Origin of the sequence: Mucilaginibacter aquaedulcis, from assembly GCF_030409325.1 — a bacterium.
GTDB classification, from domain to species: Bacteria; Bacteroidota; Bacteroidia; order Sphingobacteriales; family Sphingobacteriaceae; genus Mucilaginibacter; species Mucilaginibacter aquaedulcis.
Genome location: NZ_JAUFPR010000004.1, coordinates 853,349 through 872,939 on the forward strand (window position 1 = coordinate 853,349; position 19,591 = coordinate 872,939).

15 protein-coding genes are annotated in these 19,591 nt (G+C 43.6%); 9 read left to right on the forward strand and 6 right to left on the reverse strand.

Annotated elements, in window-relative coordinates; all coding sequences use genetic code 11:
• Positions 1-140 precede the first annotated feature (140 nt).
• The 3 genes from QWZ01_RS22055 to QWZ01_RS22065 are packed head-to-tail and all read right to left on the reverse strand — an operon-like array spanning position 141 to position 4,383.
• The gene (locus tag QWZ01_RS22055; RefSeq protein WP_290327191.1) at positions 141-2,486 is read right to left on the reverse strand and encodes a S9 family peptidase; all 2,346 of its coding nucleotides are present in this window, start codon (positions 2,484-2,486) and stop codon (positions 141-143) included.
• Between the two features lie 35 nt (positions 2,487-2,521).
• A complete protein-coding gene (locus tag QWZ01_RS22060; protein ID WP_290327193.1) occupies positions 2,522-3,748 on the reverse strand; it encodes a CapA family protein in 1,227 nt (408 codons plus the stop codon).
• 41 nt (positions 3,749-3,789) lie between these two features.
• Positions 3,790-4,383 carry a C40 family peptidase gene (locus tag QWZ01_RS22065; RefSeq protein WP_290327195.1) on the reverse strand — a complete coding sequence of 198 codons (594 nt, stop codon included), beginning with the start codon at positions 4,381-4,383 and terminating at the stop codon, positions 3,790-3,792.
• Between the two features lie 496 nt (positions 4,384-4,879).
• Between QWZ01_RS22065 and pdhA the strand changes: the two genes are divergently transcribed.
• Positions 4,880-5,875, forward strand: coding sequence for a pyruvate dehydrogenase (acetyl-transferring) E1 component subunit alpha (gene pdhA, locus QWZ01_RS22070; protein ID WP_290327197.1), 996 nt, complete (start codon positions 4,880-4,882; stop codon positions 5,873-5,875).
• Positions 5,876-5,997: 122 nt separating this feature from the next.
• Positions 5,998-7,647 (forward strand): 2-oxo acid dehydrogenase subunit E2, encoded by a 1,650-nt coding sequence (locus QWZ01_RS22075; protein WP_290327199.1) that lies wholly within the window; start codon positions 5,998-6,000, stop codon positions 7,645-7,647.
• 266 nt (positions 7,648-7,913) lie between these two features.
• Here the strand turns inward: QWZ01_RS22075 and QWZ01_RS22080 are convergent, their stop codons facing one another.
• Positions 7,914-8,444, reverse strand: coding sequence for a DinB family protein (locus QWZ01_RS22080; protein ID WP_290327201.1), 531 nt, complete (start codon positions 8,442-8,444; stop codon positions 7,914-7,916).
• 198 nt (positions 8,445-8,642) lie between these two features.
• Here QWZ01_RS22080 and QWZ01_RS22085 point away from each other — a divergent pair, with 198 nt between their 5' ends.
• The 4 genes from QWZ01_RS22085 (at position 8,643) to trpC (ending at position 12,264) form a co-directional block, all read left to right on the forward strand.
• On the forward strand, positions 8,643-9,071 hold the full coding sequence (locus tag QWZ01_RS22085) for a cytochrome B (protein WP_290327204.1): 429 nt from the start codon (positions 8,643-8,645) through the stop codon (positions 9,069-9,071).
• Positions 9,072-9,306: 235 nt separating this feature from the next.
• Positions 9,307-10,716 (forward strand): anthranilate synthase component I family protein, encoded by a 1,410-nt coding sequence (locus tag QWZ01_RS22090; protein ID WP_290327206.1) that lies wholly within the window; start codon positions 9,307-9,309, stop codon positions 10,714-10,716.
• A 71-nt stretch (positions 10,717-10,787) separates the two neighbouring features.
• On the forward strand, positions 10,788-11,399 hold the full coding sequence (locus tag QWZ01_RS22095) for an anthranilate synthase component II (RefSeq protein WP_290327208.1): 612 nt from the start codon (positions 10,788-10,790) through the stop codon (positions 11,397-11,399).
• An 82-nt stretch (positions 11,400-11,481) separates the two neighbouring features.
• Entirely contained in the window at positions 11,482-12,264 is a 783-nt protein-coding gene (gene trpC / locus QWZ01_RS22100; RefSeq protein WP_290327210.1) for an indole-3-glycerol phosphate synthase TrpC, read from the forward strand.
• A 386-nt stretch (positions 12,265-12,650) separates the two neighbouring features.
• Here trpC and QWZ01_RS22105 read toward each other — a convergent pair whose 3' ends face one another.
• On the reverse strand, positions 12,651-13,763 hold the full coding sequence (locus QWZ01_RS22105) for an acyltransferase family protein (RefSeq protein WP_290327212.1): 1,113 nt from the start codon (positions 13,761-13,763) through the stop codon (positions 12,651-12,653).
• Between the two features lie 634 nt (positions 13,764-14,397).
• Here QWZ01_RS22105 and QWZ01_RS22110 point away from each other — a divergent pair.
• Positions 14,398-16,800, forward strand: a complete 2,403-nt coding sequence (locus QWZ01_RS22110; protein WP_290327214.1) for an ABC transporter permease — start codon at positions 14,398-14,400, stop codon at positions 16,798-16,800.
• 152 nt (positions 16,801-16,952) lie between these two features.
• On the opposite strand, the gene QWZ01_RS22115 is transcribed toward QWZ01_RS22110, so the two are convergent.
• Positions 16,953-18,488, reverse strand: coding sequence for an alkaline phosphatase family protein (locus QWZ01_RS22115; protein ID WP_290327216.1), 1,536 nt, complete (start codon positions 18,486-18,488; stop codon positions 16,953-16,955).
• A 250-nt stretch (positions 18,489-18,738) separates the two neighbouring features.
• On the opposite strand from QWZ01_RS22115, the gene QWZ01_RS22120 reads away from it, so the two are divergent.
• Together QWZ01_RS22120 and QWZ01_RS22125 are read left to right on the forward strand one after the other, a co-directional pair.
• Complete coding sequence (locus tag QWZ01_RS22120; protein WP_290327218.1) at positions 18,739-18,936, forward strand: DUF6597 domain-containing transcriptional factor; 198 nt, start codon at positions 18,739-18,741, stop codon at positions 18,934-18,936.
• A gap of 31 nt (positions 18,937-18,967) precedes the next feature.
• Complete coding sequence (locus QWZ01_RS22125) at positions 18,968-19,552, forward strand: helix-turn-helix domain-containing protein (RefSeq protein ID WP_353959437.1); 585 nt, start codon at positions 18,968-18,970, stop codon at positions 19,550-19,552.
• The last annotated feature ends 39 nt before the right edge of the window (positions 19,553-19,591 follow it).

The following is a 19,591-nucleotide window of genomic DNA, read 5'->3' on the forward strand; positions in this document are numbered from 1 at the left end:
GATCAACTGATCCGGCTTCTTGTTTTATATTACTTCTCGTTTGTCATTTCGAACGATAGTGAGAAATCTTATGTTATATGCTGTATCCTGCGTAAAAGATCTCTCCTCGTACCTCGTCGAGATAACAGAGTTTATTATTACTACATCACACTGTTACGCGGATCGGTTTTAACCTTTAATAAATACTCCTGCGGGGCGTCGGCACCCATCAGATTTTTAACAAAATAATCCCAGCGGCGGCGGGTCATGTACAAAGAATACTGGCCGTAACCATGGGCATTGTTAGGGAATACTATCAGGTCATAATTTTTATTGGCCTTCTCCAGGGCTTCCACAACCAGCATGGTATTATACGGAGGTACGTTGTCGTCCATTAAGCCATGTGCAAGCATCAGTTTACCTTTCAGGTTTTTAGCATAATTTTGATTTGCCTGCGCCTCGTAGTTTGATGTTCCATCCGGTTGTTGGGTAAGTAAGCCAATATAGCGTTCGCCCCAATCATCCTCGTAGTTGCGGTTTTCATGGTTGCCTGATTCCGAAATACCTACTTTAAAAAAGTCGGGAAAACGGAACATGGCGGCAGCAGTTGCAAAACCACCGCCCGAATGTCCCCAGATGCCTGCGCGGTTAATATCAATGTACGGATATTTTTGAGCCAGCTGCTGCATAGCGCCAACCTGATCAGGCAGGGTATTTTCAGACATGTGCCCGTAATTCATATCATGATAGCTTTTTGAACGTAGCGGATTGCTGGTGCCTTCTATCTGTACTACTACAAAACCCAGCTCGGCCAGTGCCTGGCAATCACCATGTGCCGATGCAAATGACCAGCTGCCTACACTACCACCCTGAGGGCCAGGGTAGATGTTGTTGATAATAGGATATTTCTTGTTCGGATCAAGCTTGGTTGGCACATACATTAAACCATAGATATCAGTTTGGCCATCATGCGCTTTAACACTGATAGGTACCGGAGCTTTCCAGCCGGCAGCTACTAACCTGCTGATGTCGGTTTTTTCTAATGTGCTGATCAGTTTCCCGTTCAGGCTGCGTAATACACTTACAGGTGCTACAGCTGCGCTTGAATAGGTATCAATAAAGTAATTGTTATCTGGTGATAAGGTGATCTGGTGATTACCAGCTTCGGGGGTTAACAGTGTAAGCCCTTTGCCATTAAAACCAACTTTATATAAATGGGTGAAATAAGGATTGCCCGGTTCTCGGCCATCAGCCAGGAAATAGATCTGGCGGTTCTTTTCGTCAACATTCAACAGTTCAGTTACTGCCCAGTTACCTTTGGTGATCTGGTTTTTAATTTTTCCGGTAGTTGCATCATACAAATAAAGATGACCCCAGTTATCGCGCTCAGAAAACCAGATGATCTCATTTGATTTAGCCAGGTATTTCCAGTTGATACTTCCCTGGCCCGATTCATATTGGGTAGGTACGGTTTCTTCAAAAACTTCGCGAACGGCACCGGTAGCAGCATCAGCAATACGGAATTTTTCCTGTTTATGATCGCGGGAGGTAGATACGAAGGCCAGTTTAGAGGCATCTGCATTCCAGTCAACATCATCAAAGGTACCGCTGCTGGCAATATCATCGCTCAGGGTGGCCCGGTGCGGATCAGGCGCAACCTGTATGTTGATCACTTTTGGCTCATCAACATTGATGATCACACGGCTTATCATGGCAACTTCTTTATCACCCGGCAGTGCATATTTCCAGGCTTTTAAGGTAGGATGGCCAACATTGGTGGTAACCAGGTACATATCGCCAACATTGCGCTGATCCTGCTTAAAAGTGGCTATCTTTTTTGAATCCGGCGACCAGCGCAGAATAGGCCCGTCTGATGATTTCCATCCGGCATTGTCTGTTGCATAGCTGAAGTCTTTTACACCATCGGTAGTAAGCTGGGTTTGTGTGCCTGTTTTAATATTACGTATCCAAAGGTTATAATCTTTAATGTAAGCCACCAGGCTGCCATCGGGCGATGCTACTTCATCATCTCCGCCTCTGCGGCTTCTGCGTGCTTTGGTTGAGCCAACTATGGCATTATCCGGACTGCATTGGTAGGTTTGCAAATCGCATTTCCATGATTTGCCATCGGCAGCAAAGGAAATAGCTTTACCATCCTCAGAAAAACTGAAGGTAAGGAAAGGTAGCTTGGTGCCCTCATAGGTTTTTCCTGTAGCTGTTGATAAAGCTGCAGCCAGCTTTTTATGATCAAAAGCAGCCGCACGTGATTTTTTCGCCGGATCAACCAAAATAAACTCGCTGCCTTGCGGGGTTAAAACGCGGTACCAGAATTTATCGCCGGGTAACCAGTTTGGTGCTACGGGGCCATGGTCAACCAGTGGCGCGGTGTTGTAGCTCATAAAGCTTTCCGCATGGGCATAATCCTTATCGGTTAAGCCGGGTACCTGCTGGGCATTTGCAGCTAAGGCAAATGCAACCGAGGTTAGGGATAGTAAGTATTTATTCATACGTGTTTAACGTGTGTTTAAAAATGATTTTACAATTAAGGATGCAAATTAACGTTTTTAACCCCGCTAATTGTTGCAGGTGTTGTAACTTTTGTGAGCGAATTTTTAAACCCTGGAATGGCCGATATGGCACCATCGTCGGTAATGCTAAGACCTCCGTCGCGGAAATCGGTGTTGGTAAGCATTTTGATGCGGCGGGCAGCCTGATTCAGCGTATCCCTGACCAAACCTTTGTCATGTGCCTGGCTAAATGATATAATACGGCCGCTTAAAAACTTACCATCTTTGTTTACATATACCTTTAATAACGGAGCCATGCCACAAATACCGCTAACGCTTACACTTTTATAGGTGCAAAAGTTGCCGAGGCTATAGGCAATAAGGCGGTCGTTATAAATTTCCATAGCGCGGTTAACATGCGGGCCGTTACCAAAAACCAGGTCGGCACCGGCATCAATGGCGTTGTGGGCAAAGGCATAAACGTCGCCGCGCTTTTCGCCTATGAATGTCTCTAAAGTAAATGGCACGTGTTCAAAATCAACACCCTCACCGCCGCCGTGGAAAGATACCAGCACAATATCGCAGCGCTGTTTCAACTCGCCGATGATGCGTTGAGCCCCTTTCAGGTCATGTATAGATACGGTATTGGCATTAGGCGCAAATGAACAGAAACCATATTTAATACCGTTGAACTCAAACACAACGGAGGGTTTTGCCAGCAAACCGGCATAATTGATGGCAAGGCTATCAAGGGTGTTTGTAGTGCTTTTACGGCCCAGGGCATCAAAGTCATTAACATGATTATTGGCAAGGCTGAGCAAATTAAAACCGGCATCCTTTAAAACGGAGGCATACCTTACCGGCATCCTGAACAGGTAGGGCTTGCTGCGCTGGTGCATTTTAAAATTCGCAGGAGCGCCGGTATCGGCCAGAGCGCCTTCGAGGTTGCCGAATGCGACGTCGGTGTTTTTCAGATCTGCAGTAACGGCTTTGAAACTGTTACGGGCATCATCAGGAGGCAGTGTGGAACTATCAGGGTATGATGTACCCAGCATAATATCACCAACGGCGGCTATACAAAATGAATCGCGCTGAAGCGGTGTAGACTGCGTTGTTGAATTTTTGGGTTGAAGTACTGTTTTTTTTTGCTTAACAGTTACCGTTTTGTTTGGCACAGGAGCGTTGCAGGCAGACAGAAGAAACAGGCTGCCGGTTACTAATAGTGATAGGTATAGTGCTATGTAAAAAAAAAGTCCCCTCATGCGTATGAGGGGACTAAATTAGTTATTTAATTGAAATTCTTTTAATTGCTGTTATTATCCTCATCGGTTGTTGCAGCAGTACCGCCTGTAAACTCATCTTTAAAAGCAGCTAACAAACGGCCGCCTTTATAAAAATAACGGCTGTAATAATTATCGTCAAGGCTGCTGATGGCTACACCTTTTGATGATGCGTGGGCAAAACGGTTATTACCCAAATAAATACCAACATGTGAAATACGACGGCTGTGAATTTTAAAGAAAACAAGATCGCCTTCTTTCAGGTCGTCTTTACCAACAGGGCTCACCATACTGAAAATATCGCGTGAGCTTCTTTTGATATCAAGGTTAAAAACCTCGCTGTATAATTCTTTGGTGAAAGCAGAGCAATCAATACCTTTTCTGGAGCTACCGCCAAAATGATAAGGGGTACCTATCCAATCATAAACAAAATGAAAAAGTTTCATGTTTGAGGTTGCAGATAACGCAACGCCCATAATTTGTGATAAGTAAGTATTTGCTAAACCTTCCTGTTCGTCGGGAGCCTTATCGGTGGTGGTATTTGGGGCTGATACTGTTTGAGCTTGCGAAGCTAAAACGCTTAAAAGCAGTACAGTAGCAAGGATAATTTTCTTCATTTAATGCGTTAGTTTGTTGTTAGGGCCAACAAATTGTTTATTAAATCAGACACTTGTGTCCATCGTTGGATACAAAACTATTTATATTTTTTAAAATTGCAAATAAATGGCACTTTTTTTTCAATAAATATAAATTATTTATCTATCTTAAAAATGTCGTCAATCAAAGCGCTCGCCCGTTACGTTTCTGTTACTTTTAGGTTATTCGATTTTACAATTTTTTTTCATTTTTATTTAAAAAGTAACGCTTAAACCACTTCAAAATTGGTCGTTTTGGCCGTTTAAACACCTTTTTGTCACTAAAAAACTTCGGCAATATGGGCATATGGCAGTATAAAGTTTGGTAAAACTGATAAAGTGCGGCAAACACTATTCATTTACAGGGCTTTTCCTGAAATAAAAAATAAATCTGCATAACAAATTCACCGCAGTTTCGATAATTTAAAGGATATAATTAGATTTGCGCTTTACTCCAAGAAATTGACTGTTTAAATACATGAGTTCAATCGAAATAACCAAAGACACTTACCTGATGTGGTACGAACAAATGCTGTTGATGCGGAAGTTCGAAGAAAAGACAGGACAGCTATACGGACAACAGAAGATCAGGGGCTTTTGCCACCTGTATATTGGGCAGGAGGCAGTTTTAGCCGGAGCCATGTCTGTAATGAAACAGGAAGACAGCATGATAACCGCTTACAGGGATCACGCTCACGCTTTGGCCAAAGGTGTAACACCTAAGGCTATCATGGCCGAAATGTATGGTAAAGCAACCGGATGCTCAAAAGGCAAAGGAGGCTCCATGCACATGTTTGATAAAAGCAAGCATTTTTACGGTGGTCATGGTATAGTTGGCGGCCAGGTACCACTGGGTGCGGGTATAGCTTTTGCCGAAAAATATAAAGGAACTGAGTTTGTAAACATTACCTACATGGGAGATGGTGCCGTGCGCCAGGGTGCACTTACCGAAACCTTTAATATGGCCGCGCTTTGGAAATTACCAGTAATTTTCATTTGCGAAAACAACGGCTACGCGATGGGTACTTCTGTTGAACGTACTACTATCCAAACTGATATTTATAAGTTAGGCTTACCTTATGGTATCCCTTCATCGGCTGTTGATGGTATGGATCCTGCTGCGGTACACGTAGCCATGGACGAGGCTATTTCACGTGCCCGTGCAGGCGAAGGGCCAACCTTTTTGGAAATGCGTACTTACCGCTACAAAGGTCACTCTATGTCTGACCCACAAAAGTACCGTACTAAAGAGGAGTTGGAAAGCTATAAGGCAAAAGATCCGATAGAGCTGACCAAACAAGCCATCATCGAAAATAAATATGCAGATGAAAAATGGTTTGAGGAAATAGAAGCTAAAATTAAAGCTACTGTTGATGAGGCAGTTCAGTTTGCTGAAGAATCACCATGGCCGGATGCATCTGAGTTGTATACCGACGTTTACGTTCAGGAAGATTATCCATACATTAGAGATTAGTTTCGGGTTTTGAGTAATGGGTTTTGAGTTGATAATATTTTAAAGTTTAACTCAAAACTCACCACTTAAAACTTACCACCACTATATAAATACTAAATTTTCTATAAAACATATAAAAGTATATGGCCGAAGTAGTTAAAATGCCTAAGATGAGCGATACCATGACCGAAGGGGTATTGGCTAAATGGCATAAAAAAGTTGGCGATAAAGTAAAATCTGGCGATGTATTAGCCGAGGTTGAAACTGATAAAGCTACCATGGATTTTGAATCGTACCAGGATGGCACCTTATTATTTATAGGTGTTGAAGAAGGTGCAGCCGTTCCGGTTGATGCAGTGATTGCCGTAATTGGAAAAGAAGGCGAGGATTACAAAACCGCGCTTGCCGATAGTGGTAGCAAGCCAGCCGCAAAAGAAGAAAAAGCCGCAGAACCGGCACCGGTTGCTGATAAAAAACCAGCTGCAACTGCCGCACCTAAAGTTGATCTGTCAAGCATTCCGGCTACAGTAATACGTATGCCGCTTTTAAGCGATACCATGACTGAGGGTACCATTGAAAAATGGAACTTTAAAGTTGGTGATAAAGTAAAAGCCGACGATTCACTTGCCGATGTGGCAACTGACAAAGCTACCATGGAAGTGGTAGGTTACGAAGCTGGTACTTTATTATATATTGGTGTAAAAGAAGGTGAAGCTGCTGCTGTTAATGGTATTATTGCCATTGTAGGTAAAGAAGGTACCGATATTACTCCATTATTACAGGATAACGGTGATGCTCCTGCTGCTGCAACAGCTGCAGAAGAGGCTGCTGCGCCTGAAGCTAAAACAGCAATTGCTGATGCCTCACCAGCTGCATCAACTGCTGATGACAGCCGTGTTAAAGCATCACCGCTTGCACGTAAAATTGCAAAAGATAAAGGCATCAACCTTAATGATGTAAAAGGCAGTGCAGAAAACGGCCGCATCATTAAAAAGGATATAGAAGAGTTTAAAACTCCGGCTCCTTCAACTGCTGCTCCTGCAAGTACAGAAGCTCCAGCTGCTGCTGCCGCTGCAAAAGCTCCGATCACTTTACCTACATATACCGGCGAAGAGAAATTTACCGAAAGAGCAGTTACTCAAATGCGCAAGGCTATCAGCCGCCGTTTAAGCGAAAGCTTATTTACCGCGCCGCATTTCTATGTAACGATGAGCATTGATATGGATCAGGCTATTGCTGCACGTACCCGCATCAATGATGTTGCTCCGGTTAAAATATCATTTAACGATTTTGTATTGAAAGCCTGCGCTGTTGCCTTAAAACAACACCCTGCTATCAATTCATCATTCCTGGGCGATAAGATTCGCACTAACGAGCATATCCACATTGGTGTTGCCGTAGCTGTTGACGAAGGCCTGTTGGTACCGGTAATTAAATTTGCCGATGGTAAATCATTAAGCCACATCTCTGTTGAGGTTAAGGAATTTGCTGGTAAGGCAAAATCTAAAAAATTACAACCGGCAGAAATGGAAGGCTCAACCTTCACCATATCAAACTTAGGTATGTTTGGTGTTGACGAGTTTACCGCTATCATTAACACACCAAATGCTTGTATCCTTGCTGTAAGCGGTATACAACAGGTTCCGGTTGTTAAAAATGGCGCTGTGGTACCAGGAAACATCATGAAAGTTACCTTAAGCTGTGACCACCGTGTGGTTGACGGCGCAACAGGTGCCGCGTTCCTGCAAACCTTAAAATCATTATTAGAAGAGCCTGTAAGATTGCTGATCTAATTTTGGATTGTACATATTTGAAACGGGCGATGAAGTTATTTCATCGCCCGTTTTGTTTGAATCCTCTTATTATTACTAACTACCGCGAGATTAGCGCAGCGTATCTCGTGGTGTATCATGATGTAAGCTTCCAGCTTACGTCAGCTGAAAGCTGAAGCCATGCTCCGCCGCGAGCTTGTAGCTCGCGGCAGTAATAAACTTTATTTTCAGGTAAAACTTGGCACACTTACGAAGTTTTCAAAACTTCGTAAGTGTATAATAGCTTTTTAATTTACCGCTAAACCCGCCTGTATATCCTTCAGCTGCTGAATATGCCTTTGGGTATGGTAAACTTGCTGATAGGCCCATTCCAGGCCGGTTAAATAGCCTATCCCTTTAAACTCTGCTGCTAAGCAGGTATCAGTAAGGTCTTTTGTTTGCGCAAGGTTAATTAGGTTATTAAATCGGCTTCTTAACTCTCCGGTTAAGGCTTCCTTATCATAGTCCTTATCCTCAGGCGTAATAATAGGAGCTGATTTAAATTTCAGGTCGAAATTTAAAAACAGGTCTTTTACATCCTTCACGTATTTATCAGGTGCGCGGTCGGTAGCCTGGGTATCTCCGTTAATAAGGCTAATGCCAGATGAAAGTGACAGTACAATATGTTCGGCCAATTGAGCAGCTGTCCAGCTGCCCTCAAACGGAACACGATTAAGGTCGGTAACAGGGGTTAGCGCGAAGGTACCTATCATATCCTGGGCTGTTGCCCCTATTAAAACCGGCAAGGGTTGTATTAAATTGCTTTTTTGTGTTTCCATGATCTGTGATATGTATTAATGGTGGTATTTGTTAATTCAAATATCGGGTTAAAGAATATGCGGGGTGAGTGGTGAAAAAGACAATTGAGAGGGCAGTTTGCGACAAACGGTCACGGAATACCGTTAACGTACTGTCAAATAACGGGCATGCTTTTACAGCTTTTGCTTTTATTGTATATTCACGCAAAAATTTACGTTATGACGCTTTATAGCTTTCTCCAGCATCTTCACTCCGGTTTCAGGTATTTGGTGCTTGTTTTTATAGTACTGGCTATTTTGGCCGCTCTGGTAGGTTTAACAGGTAACAGTCCGTATACAGACAGAAACCGCAAGCTTAATTTGTTTGCCTTAATATCTGCACATACACAATTGCTCATTGGTATTGTATTATATTTTATAAGCCCGTTTGTGCAGTTTACCAAGGAGGCTATGCAGCAAAAAACGTTGCGTTACTTTACCGCCGAACACTGGATTATCATGATAATAGCTATTGTGCTGATCACCATTGGGCACAGTAAATCAAAAAGAGCCCAGCTGCCTCAAGCTAAGCATAAGGCAATTTTTACCTTTTATTTACTGGGCTTAATCATAATTGCGGCAGGTATTATACTTATTCCACGTAGCTAATAGGATTTAGCTAATAAATAATTTCAGAAAAAATTTGGTAATTCATTTTTCTTTATAAATTTGTGACCGCGATGATTAAAAACACACATACAAACAGCTGGTGGCACCAATTAAATTTGGCAGCCGGTTGCGTTTTTTAGTCTGAGACAACTAATCAATTGTAAACCTAAATAGGAAACCCGGCGACCCCAATTCGCCGGGTTTTTTTGTTTAATACACTTTTTGAAAAACTAACATGAATAAATTTAAAATAACCACCTCTCATAAAAAGCTCCTTGCCGATACTACTACCCCGGTGAGCATTTATTTGCGCCTGAGGGATGTGTTCCCCAATTCGCTGCTGCTGGAAAGCTCCGATTATCATAGCCGTGAAAACAGCTTAAGTTATATTTGCTGTGAGCCCATTGCCGGCCTGGTATTGAACAATGGCATTTTAAAGAAGCAGTACCCCGATGGCAGCCAGGAAACGCATGAGGCCGGCACCTTTGAATTGATCGATCAGATCAACCAGTTCATCGGCAGCTTTGATACCGAAGTTAATCCGGGTAAGATCATCTCGAACGGGTTGTTTGGTTATTTTACCCATGAGGCGGTTGAGCATTTTGAAACCATCAAATTAAAGGATAGTGATAATGTGGCCCGCAAGATCCCGGTGATGCAATACCACATTTACCGTTACATTATAGCGGTTGACCATTTTAAAAATGAACTCTATATATTCAACAATCAGTACGTAGATAGCCCGGCAAATGGAGGTATCGAAAAACTGGAGTACCTTATCAAAAACAAAAACTTCCCCGAGTATAATTTCAAGAGCAAGGATGCTGAACAATCAAACCTTACCAATGAGGAGTTTATTGCCATTGTTGAAAAAATGAAACAGCATATATACCGGGGCGATGTTTTCCAGATCGTACCGTCGCGTGCGTTTTCCAGAACTTTCCAGGGCGATGAGTTTAATGTGTACCGTGCACTGCGTTCCATTAATCCATCACCTTATTTGTTTTATTTTGACTACGGCGATTTCCGCATCTTTGGTTCATCGCCCGAGGCACAGATCACCATCAAAAATAGCGTGGCCAGCATATTCCCGATAGCCGGGACCTTTAAACGCAGCGGCGACGATGAAAAAGATGCCGAAATAGCCCGTAACCTCGAAAATGACCCTAAAGAATCGGCCGAGCACGTAATGCTGGTTGACCTGGCCCGGAACGATCTGAGCCGCCATTGCCAGCAGGTAGAGGTTAAGGCATTCAAGGAAGTACAATACTACTCGCACCTTATACACCTGGTATCGCATGTGAGCGGCAAGTTGCTGCCGGGAGTATCATCTTTCAAAATTGTGGCCGATACCTATCCGGCGGGTACCTTGAGCGGCGCGCCAAAATACCGCGCCATGGAAATTATTGATGAGAACGAAAAAGCCAAACGCAGTTTTTACAGCGGAGCCATCGGTTACCTCGGTTTTAACGGCGATTTTAACCATGCCATCATGATTCGGTCGTTCCTGAGCAAAAATAACACACTGCATTATCAGGCTGGTGCAGGCATAGTTGCAGGCTCTGTAGCCGAAAGCGAACTCAAGGAGGTGGACAATAAGATCGCCGCCCTGAGAAGAGCCGTTGAACTGGCAGAGGAACTGTAGCCCCCTAACCCCTGAAGGGGGAACTATAAATAATATTAGACATATCATTTCTATTAAGAGATTATAATACAATGAACGAGCAACAAACTACCTCAAACACCCCCTTCAGGGGGCCGGGGGGCATATTAATAATTGACAATTACGATTCCTTCACCTATAACCTGGTGCATTTGGTTAACGAGCTTGGCCTGCAATGCGAGGTTTGGAGGAACGATAAATTTGCCATTGGCGATGTGGACGCTTTTGACAAGATCATCCTTTCGCCGGGCCCGGGTATTCCATCAGAAGCAGGCTTGCTGCTGGAGGTGATAGAAAAGTACGCCCCAACCAAAAGTATATTCGGCGTGTGCCTTGGGCAGCAGGCCATAGCCGAGGTGTTCGGTGGCAGTTTGTACAACTTACAGCAACCTATGCACGGTATAGCCACACCCATAAAGGTTACCGATGGGCAGGAGAAGCTTTTTAAGGGCTTGCCTGAGAGTTTTAAGGTAGGCCGCTATCATTCATGGGTTGTAAGCGATAAAGATCTGCCAGAGGTGCTGGAGGTGACTGCCATTGACGAGGAAGATAATTCGATCATGGCCTTAGCCCATCGTGAATATGACGTGCGCGGGGTTCAGTTTCACCCCGAATCGGTACTTACAGAGTATGGTAAAGAACTAATGAAAAACTGGTTAAGTTAATAATGATAACTTTGTGTTAACCGGAATGCTAAATAATATGTAATTGCCAGGAAAGCAATGGCATAGTTTAAGAAATTACTACATGAATATACTTGATAAAATAGTTGCCAATAAGAAAAAAGAAGTAGCATCTGCCAAAAAACGTGTATCATACGTAAAGCTGGAAGAGTCGGAATATTTTCACCGACCAACCTATTCATTCAAAGATTTTCTGCTTGACCCGCAGCGCAGCGGCATCATAGCCGAGTTTAAGCGTAAATCTCCCTCCAAAGGCATTATTAATGATAAGGTAAGGGTTAGCGCCGTTACCAATGGATATGCCAATGCGGGTGCCTCTGCCTTGTCTGTTTTAACCGACCGCAACTTTTTTATGGGCCGCAAGGCCGATCTGGTAAAGGCCCGATCTGTAAATACCATCCCGGTATTGCGCAAGGACTTTATGATTGATGAATACCAGATAATTGAGGCCAAATCATTAGGTGCCGATGTTATTTTACTGATAGCCGCCATACTTACCCCTGCCGAGATTGACAGCATGGCCACTTTGGCTAAAAGTCTTGGCCTGAACATATTGCTGGAGGTGCATAGCCTCGAAGAACTGGAGCGAAGCATTAACCCTAAGGTAGATGCCATTGGCGTAAATAATCGTAACCTGGCCGATTTTACCGTTTCTGTTGATACCTCGTATGAACTGGCTAAACATATCCCAGCCGAGTTTTTAAAAGTATCGGAAAGTGCCATCAGTGATCCTGAAACTATCCGGCATTTGAAGCTTGCCGGTTTTAACGGATTTTTGATCGGTGAAACTTTTATGAAGCAAGCCGATCCCGGGCAGGCTATGAAAGATTTTGTTGAGCAGCTATAACCCCAAACTTTTTAAAGTTTTATTTAAACAAATTTCGGATCGAAAAAAGCCAGAAATTCTTGAAAAAATGGCTAAAAGCTTCGGAATTTGTTGAAATTGATCAGTTTAAGCCTGTTTTATAACGTTTTTTAACGCTTTAAAAAGTTTTAATTTATTGTTAGTCAGGTGTTTTTCTGAAATATTGCCCGTTTTGGGCTTTCTCTACTTTTACTAAACAGCCCGGAATCCTTTAGCAGGAGCCGGGCTGTTTGCTTTTGATACTAATATAATGAAAGTTGAGGAGTATCATAGTGACATAATTGAATAAAAACTATGCTGTCCGAAGTCTCTGACTTCGGACAGCAATTAATTAAATAATGACAATCCTTTTCCTAAATAGCCACAATTTACACCTCCACCGCTTTTTGGCTGGCAAGCTTTTTATTGCGCTTATTGGTTAAATATTTTCTTACGGGGATATCGTAAAACACCATGACTACATAAGCCAGCGCGGTGAGCAGGATTAAGCCGGTTATGATGATAATGGTCAGTTGCCCGGTGCCCGGCTTGTGGCTTAGGTAATAATTGCCGTACATCCATATTACGGCGTAGTGGGTCATGTACAAGGGATACGAGATCTTGCCAGAAAATATGCAAAGCTTTTTTAAGCCGGGCGTTAACACGGCCCCTGCCCCTAAGGCCAGCAGCAGCGGAAAGTAAAACAGCACCACCAGTGGTTCTGATAACCAGTTCCATTTTGCCGACGATGGCATAATAAGGGCCAGGAACAGTAATATGGCCACCCCGATAAATCCCAGCTTGTTTTTAATGATCCAGTTGTAGCGGTAAACCAGTAGCCCTGCTAAAAACGAGTATGATATGCGGGCGCTTCCATCCCAAAAAGTGGGACCGCTCCAGCCTCCCAGCAAATTGCCTGAACGGTATGCTACAAAGCAAAGGGCACCTGCCGCAACTATGGTTAACAACAGCAAAAAGCCGCGACTGACCTTACTCAACACAAATGCATAAACAATATTGGCGATATATTCCCAAAATAACGACCACGCCGGTGCATTGAAGCTGAAGAGATTAAAACTACGGTCGGCCATTGTAGGGAATGGAATAAGCAGCAGGGAGCAAATAAATGTCAGGATGATTTTGCCCGGCCCTATTAACTCAGTATGGCCCCCAAAGGGATCAATCAGAAACGCGATCAGCCCCAGTACTGATCCCAGTATAACCAGCGGATGCAGCCTGATCACCCTTGATTTAAAAAACTCGAGAACGCCCATTTTGCCTATACGGTCATCATAAGCATATCCGATAACAAATCCAGATAGGCAGAAAAAGAAATCGACAGCCAGAAAACCATGCCCTATAAAATTTTCGTCGGACGCATAAACCCATTCCATAAAATGGAACCACACAACAGCCAGGGCAGCAACGCCCCTCAGGCCATCCAAAATATCAAAATGTTGTTTTGTTTGCAGAATTGCGGGAGCGGTTTTGTTTGTATTCATTAGGTGTATGTGTGTATGTACCAGGTTAATTTAATGTGGCATTAGCCATAGTAAGGGTAATAGCCCATGAAAATGCAGTAATAAAAAGCTGTCATGCTGAGCTCCGTCGAACCATGGTGGGCAGGCCCCTGCGCTCTACCCTTCGACGGGGCTCAGGGTGACAGCCCGTTTTTCGTTTATTTACTTCTTTCTGCCTCTTGATGGGCTGTTACTCCGATAAGCAGCGCACAAGTTATTTAAATTAATTATTCAATCAAACTTTTCTCCCTATTCACTTTAAATGACCCGATAAAATCTCCCATAACCTAAAAGAGAAGACTTAGTTTTCAAAACTTCGATTTCTAATATAATTTCAAATGGGTATAGGAGTGAAGGATAAATGTATGCTATAGGTAAGCGGATTTTCAAAGTGGATAAGATTTCTCCTCACTCCGTTCATTCGAAATGACAATTTTTAGGTTTTCGGGTATTCTTTCTCTCCCATAACCGAACATTCGCTGTATCAAAAGCGAACAAATTTAAATCTCAAAATATTTATAAATTATTATATATCAGCTTATTACAAAAATGGCATTTTATTGGACTGCCTTGTGCGATATTGTTTGCCTGTTGTAACCTCATAAACACGTTTGTTATGTTTAAAAGCTATTTTAAAACTGCTATCCGCTCTTTGCTGAAAAATAAAACCTTTAGTGTTATCAATATTGCAGGTTTGGCCATGGGTACCTTGTGCTGCCTGTACATTGTACTTTTTGTGGCCCATCAGTACAGTTATGACAAACATTATCGCAATGCCGGCGACATTTACCGGGTAACTACCACCATCAACAATACCGGCGATAAACATACCATTGCTACTTCATCGCCCCCGATTGTTCCGGCTATGAAAGCCGATTTCCCCGAAGTGGTGCAATATACCCGGGTGATACCTACGCTCGGGGTTAGCCGGCACGTGCTGCGCTACAAGGAAAAATCATTTTATGAAAAAGATGCCTTCCTGGTTGATTCTACCTTTTTTGATGTGTTTACCTATCATTTTACCAGCGGTAGCGAAGCCAGGGTGTTATCGCAGCCACATAGTGTGGTGCTCCTGAAATCGGTAGCTGATAAATTATTTGGTACCGAGGATCCGATCAATAAAGTAATTGAGATCAATGATGCCTGGGGCAAACAAAACCTGAAGGTAACCGGGGTTATTGACGAAAGCCTTGGGCAATCACACCTGCAAGCCAGCATGTTTATAGGGTTAAGCGGTTATGCCGAGGATATCAAGAAAAACAATGTTTGGTCGGGAAATAACTATGCCAACTCCTACGTAAAACTGCAGCCCAACGCCAGCGCCGCCGCGCTCGAAAAAAAGCTGCCGGCTTTTATCCATAAATATGCCGGGGAAGAACTTAAATACCGCGGCATGACTAAAGAAATACACCTGCAGCCTGTGGCCGCCATACACACTTCGCAGGGTTATGAGGCCGAGCCTGCCAAAACGGTAAGCAGTTCGTTTTTATACATATTAATACTGATAGCGGTGCTGATACAGGTTATCGCCTGCATTAATTTCATGAACTTATCAACCGCCCGGGCATCCAAACGGGCTAAAGAGGTTGGGGTACGCAAGGTGATTGGAGCAGGCCGCAATAGCCTCATCATCCAGTTTCTGAGCGAATCATTTTTACTATCACTCATCGGTGTGCTTATTGCCTTGCCCTTGTTATACCTGGCGCTGCCTTATCTTAATCACATCACCGAAGCCGATATTCAATTTTCGTTCTTGTCAGATTACCGCCTCTGGCTCATGCTCCTATCCATTGTATTTGTAACCGGGTTGGTTGCGGGCAGTTACCCGGCCTTTTATCTTTCGGCGTTTAAAGCAGTAAAAGTATTGAAGGGCAACTTTAGCAACCAGGTTTCGGCAGCGGGCATCAGGCGCAGTTTGGTGGTATTTCAGTTTGTACTTTCCATTGTGCTCATAGCCGGGGTCATCATCATTTTTAACCAGCTCAACTATATTAAAAACAAGGACCTCGGGTTTGATAAGAACCAGAAAATGGTTTTTACCTTTTTAACTAACGACTCGCGCAAGCACATTGATGCCTTTATGAACGATTTACGTGAACTGCCTGAAATTAAGGGGATAAGCAAGGCTAACAACTATTTTGGACAGGGTGGTTATCATGATTGGGGGGTTTTCCTTTCGGGGCAAAACATGGCCGAATCTGTGAATCAACGCAATATGGCCGCCGACGAGAATTATTTACCTACCATGGGCATTAAGCTGGCAAGCGGCCGTAATTTCAGGCTGAATGATTCGGGCCGGGTGCTCATTAACGAGGCTTTGGCCAAACGGCTAAATCTTAGCCCAGAAAAGGCAATCGGCACTAAAATATTTGATGGCGACCGTCCGTATGAAATAGCCGGGGTAATGAAGAATTTTAATTTTGAATCGATGCATGAAAACATTGGTCCATTCATGCTCATTTATGACCCCAAGGCTTATGATATTTTTAATGTGATCATCAATGCCAGGAGTGCCGACTATCAAACCCTGGTGAAAAAGATCGGTACCATCTGGCAAAAAGATGTGCCCGCGACCCCGTTTGAATACACCTTTATGGACGATCAGATACAGAAACAATACGAAACGGAGATCACCTTGTCAAACATCATCAATTCATTTACGATCATGGCTATCGTGATCTCCTGCCTGGGATTGTTTGGCCTGGCCGCCTTTAGTGCCGAGCAGCGCAGCAAAGAGATAGGTATCCGTAAAGTGCTGGGCGCAAGCGTTGGTGGCATTGTGCAGCTGTTATCCCGCGATTTTTTAAAGCTGGTGCTCATATCAATCATCATAGCGGTACCCGTATCTTACTTTGCCATGGATAAATGGTTGCAGGCTTTTGCCTACCGCATACCGCTTAGCTGGTGGATGTTTGCCATTGCCGGCATAATTGCCATAGGTATTGCCCTTTTTACTGTGAGTTTTCAGGCCATCAAGGCCGCGGTGGCCAATCCGGTAAAAAGTTTAAGAACGGAGTAAAAAGAAACAATCAAAGAAATGTCGTTTCGAGCGAGAGCGAGAAATCTTATACAAGCAGCAAATTCGCCAGCAAGTTGTACAAGATTTCTCTTTCGCACAGCGCTCACTGCCTGCCCATGCTCAACCGAAATGACATGCTTCTTTAATATATTTTACTTCCCTGCCTTTAAAACGCGGCTGGCTTTGGCATAGTCTATATAAATGTATTTGCCCAGTATGGTACGGTGCAGCTGGAGTTTGTAAGTTCCCCAGGGGGCTGTTGTTTCTGTTTCAATAACATCGGTTTTAGCTTTGGATGGCGCTGTGGCCGGAGCTTTTTCGGTTAACAGTTCATATGCCACCCTGCCATCCATTTGCGGGGGCACTGGAATATTTTGCAGGTGCAGTACCGTTGGTGCTATATCCACATTTGAGGTGGGTAACTCGCTGTTATATGCCTTTTTAAAGCTCGGCCCCGAAGCCATCAAGGCAATATGAACCTCATACGGACTAAAACCGCCATGGCCAGCCACACCGCCCGAAAAGCTTGCGCCCGCATAACCGAAACTGTTTTTACGATCGTCCCAGTCTTCATCAACCAGGATATCTGCCGAACGGGTAGGATGGTTCCAGTGGATGGCCTCGAAAGAAAGGGTTCCGTTAACCCAGCCTTTCATGTCGCCGTTTTTGGCACCTTTGGTAAATACGGGGCCAATAAAATCCTGCTGCTGCAGCGTAGCTACAATTTTTTTAATTACTTCAGGGTCATGGTCTTTTACGTAGATAGCTCCCTCGGCAATCACCACATCTTCAGACAGGCGGTCTTTTTTCAATCCTTTCTCTATCAGTAAAGCCGCCATGTTTTGTTTGCCAACATGGGTTACAAAACCATGATCGGTAGAGATGATGATGTTATAATGATCATAAAGATTTTTGGCTTTCAGCGAGTCAAGTATCCGTCCAAACTCATGATCAACCGATTTGATAGAGGCCATAGCACTGACCGAGCCAATACCATCGGCATGGGCGGCACCATCAGGGTCAGAAAACCAGATAGCGCTTACATCCGGGCCATTGGCCGCAAAGCCAAACCTGATGAGCGCGTCGGCTACCCATACATGCTGCAGCGTATTGGGTTCTTTGTTTGGAGGTACAGGCCCTATAGCGTTGATCACGGTATCTTTAAAAGATTCGGGCAATATCATGCTGGGATTCACAATAGCGCCGCCGCTTACCAGGTGGTTTTGCAGCAAGGCCTGCCCGGTTGAGCCGGAGCTAAACACCATCATGCGTTTACCTGCAGCCTGTAATAATTGGCCAAGTGGGGTGGCCGTAAGCAAATGCCCGTCGGTGGCCTTGCTAATGCGGTTCAGTTCGGCAGCCTCGCCGGTGTTGAGGCCCTTTGTTTTATCAACTTCAGGGAAATAAACCGTATTGCCCATAAGGCCGCTCTTGGCCGGGTAGCTGCCCGTAGAGTAAGCCGAGGAGTTAACCCGCGTTACAGTAGGGTATACGCTATGGTGCTGCTTGCCATAAGCACCCTGCTGGCGGAATGCATACAGATTGGGCATAGCCTCGGGTGTAATATAATCGGGCCTTAAACCATCAAAAAATACGATGAGTGTTTTGGGCCTTGAGCTATCCTGGGCATTTACCCCTGTTATAATGGCTATGCTGAACGCGAGTAGTATGATTGATTTTTTTAACATGATAAAAAAGCTGTTTGTGGCTTGCGGCAAAATAAAAACACCGGCATTACCTTTATGTTAACTTCATTGCATAATGAAGGGGGTAAGCGTAATTTCCTGGTTACAAAACAAATATACTGTTGGTGGTTAAATTGTTCCGTTTTGTACAATTTTAAAAATGCATTTTATTGTTGCTTTGTGTTACCAGTTTTTATTTTTTATAACTTTAAATAAAAAGGTAGGTATTTAAAAAATACGGAAAGGGAAAGGCATGGTATTCAAAAAAATTCCTCCGCAGGTTAAGCTCAGGCCATATATTAAAACATTGTATTATTATGAGTCGGACTCAGATGCCGATTATGATGATATCGTGTTTCCGAGCGGCACCATGGAAGTGATATTTAACCTGGGTCAGGGAAGCTGGAAAACCAAAAAAAGACGGCGCATTTTATACCACCCCACCTATTGAACTCTGGGGGCAGATCACCAAGCCACTGGCCATAAAATCTGTAGGTAGAAATGTGATGCTGGGCATCAGGTTTTATCCGCATTCGGCTGCTTATTTTTTTAATGAAAGCATAGCTGAGTTTAATGACGAGATTGTTAGCGCAGCCGACCTGTTTGGCGCATCATTAAAAAACTTGCATGAAAAATTACTGGATACCCCGGGATTAGATATCCGGATAGCCCTGGTTGAAGAGTATTTATGCAGCAGGCTGCTTATTTCAGAAAAACGACACGATAAGATTAAATTCATTGGCGATATTGTGAATAACCTCAAGAGCGATTATAACCGGGAGATCATCGCGGTTTCCGTTCGTAACAATATATCTACCCGTTACCTCAATATGTTGTTTTCGCAATACACCGGCTTGCCGCCAAAACTTTTTTGTAAGATAAACCGCTTTCAGCATAGCCTTAACCTGGTAAATGCCAATGATCAAAAACTAACCGATGTAGCTTATGACGCGGGCTACTTTGATCAATCGCATTTTATAAGGGAGTTTAAACTGTTCACCGGAATAACACCCAATTCCTTTGCAGCGCAGGCATCCCCAATAAATCAGTTTTTGGCAGGTAATTAATAAAAGAGCAAAGGACTGAAAAATCCTCTGCTCCCTTAT

Coding starts and splice junctions, on each gene's coding strand:
- QWZ01_RS22095 (WP_290327208.1), top strand. CDS start 10,788: ATGAACGAGCAACAAACTACCTCAAACACCCCCTTCAGGGGGCCGGGG.
- trpC (WP_290327210.1), top strand. CDS start 11,482: ATGAATATACTTGATAAAATAGTTGCCAATAAGAAAAAAGAAGTAGCA.
- QWZ01_RS22115 (WP_290327216.1), bottom strand. CDS start 18,488: ATGTTAAAAAAATCAATCATACTACTCGCGTTCAGCATAGCCATTATA.
- QWZ01_RS22085 (WP_290327204.1), top strand. CDS start 8,643: ATGACGCTTTATAGCTTTCTCCAGCATCTTCACTCCGGTTTCAGGTAT.
- pdhA (WP_290327197.1), top strand. CDS start 4,880: ATGAGTTCAATCGAAATAACCAAAGACACTTACCTGATGTGGTACGAA.
- QWZ01_RS22055 (WP_290327191.1), bottom strand. CDS start 2,486: ATGAATAAATACTTACTATCCCTAACCTCGGTTGCATTTGCCTTAGCT.
- QWZ01_RS22075 (WP_290327199.1), top strand. CDS start 5,998: ATGGCCGAAGTAGTTAAAATGCCTAAGATGAGCGATACCATGACCGAA.
- QWZ01_RS22080 (WP_290327201.1), bottom strand. CDS start 8,444: ATGGAAACACAAAAAAGCAATTTAATACAACCCTTGCCGGTTTTAATA.
- QWZ01_RS22105 (WP_290327212.1), bottom strand. CDS start 13,763: ATGAATACAAACAAAACCGCTCCCGCAATTCTGCAAACAAAACAACAT.
- QWZ01_RS22065 (WP_290327195.1), bottom strand. CDS start 4,383: ATGAAGAAAATTATCCTTGCTACTGTACTGCTTTTAAGCGTTTTAGCT.
- QWZ01_RS22060 (WP_290327193.1), bottom strand. CDS start 3,748: ATGAGGGGACTTTTTTTTTACATAGCACTATACCTATCACTATTAGTA.
- QWZ01_RS22120 (WP_290327218.1), top strand. CDS start 18,739: ATGGTATTCAAAAAAATTCCTCCGCAGGTTAAGCTCAGGCCATATATT.
- QWZ01_RS22090 (WP_290327206.1), top strand. CDS start 9,307: ATGAATAAATTTAAAATAACCACCTCTCATAAAAAGCTCCTTGCCGAT.
- QWZ01_RS22110 (WP_290327214.1), top strand. CDS start 14,398: ATGTTTAAAAGCTATTTTAAAACTGCTATCCGCTCTTTGCTGAAAAAT.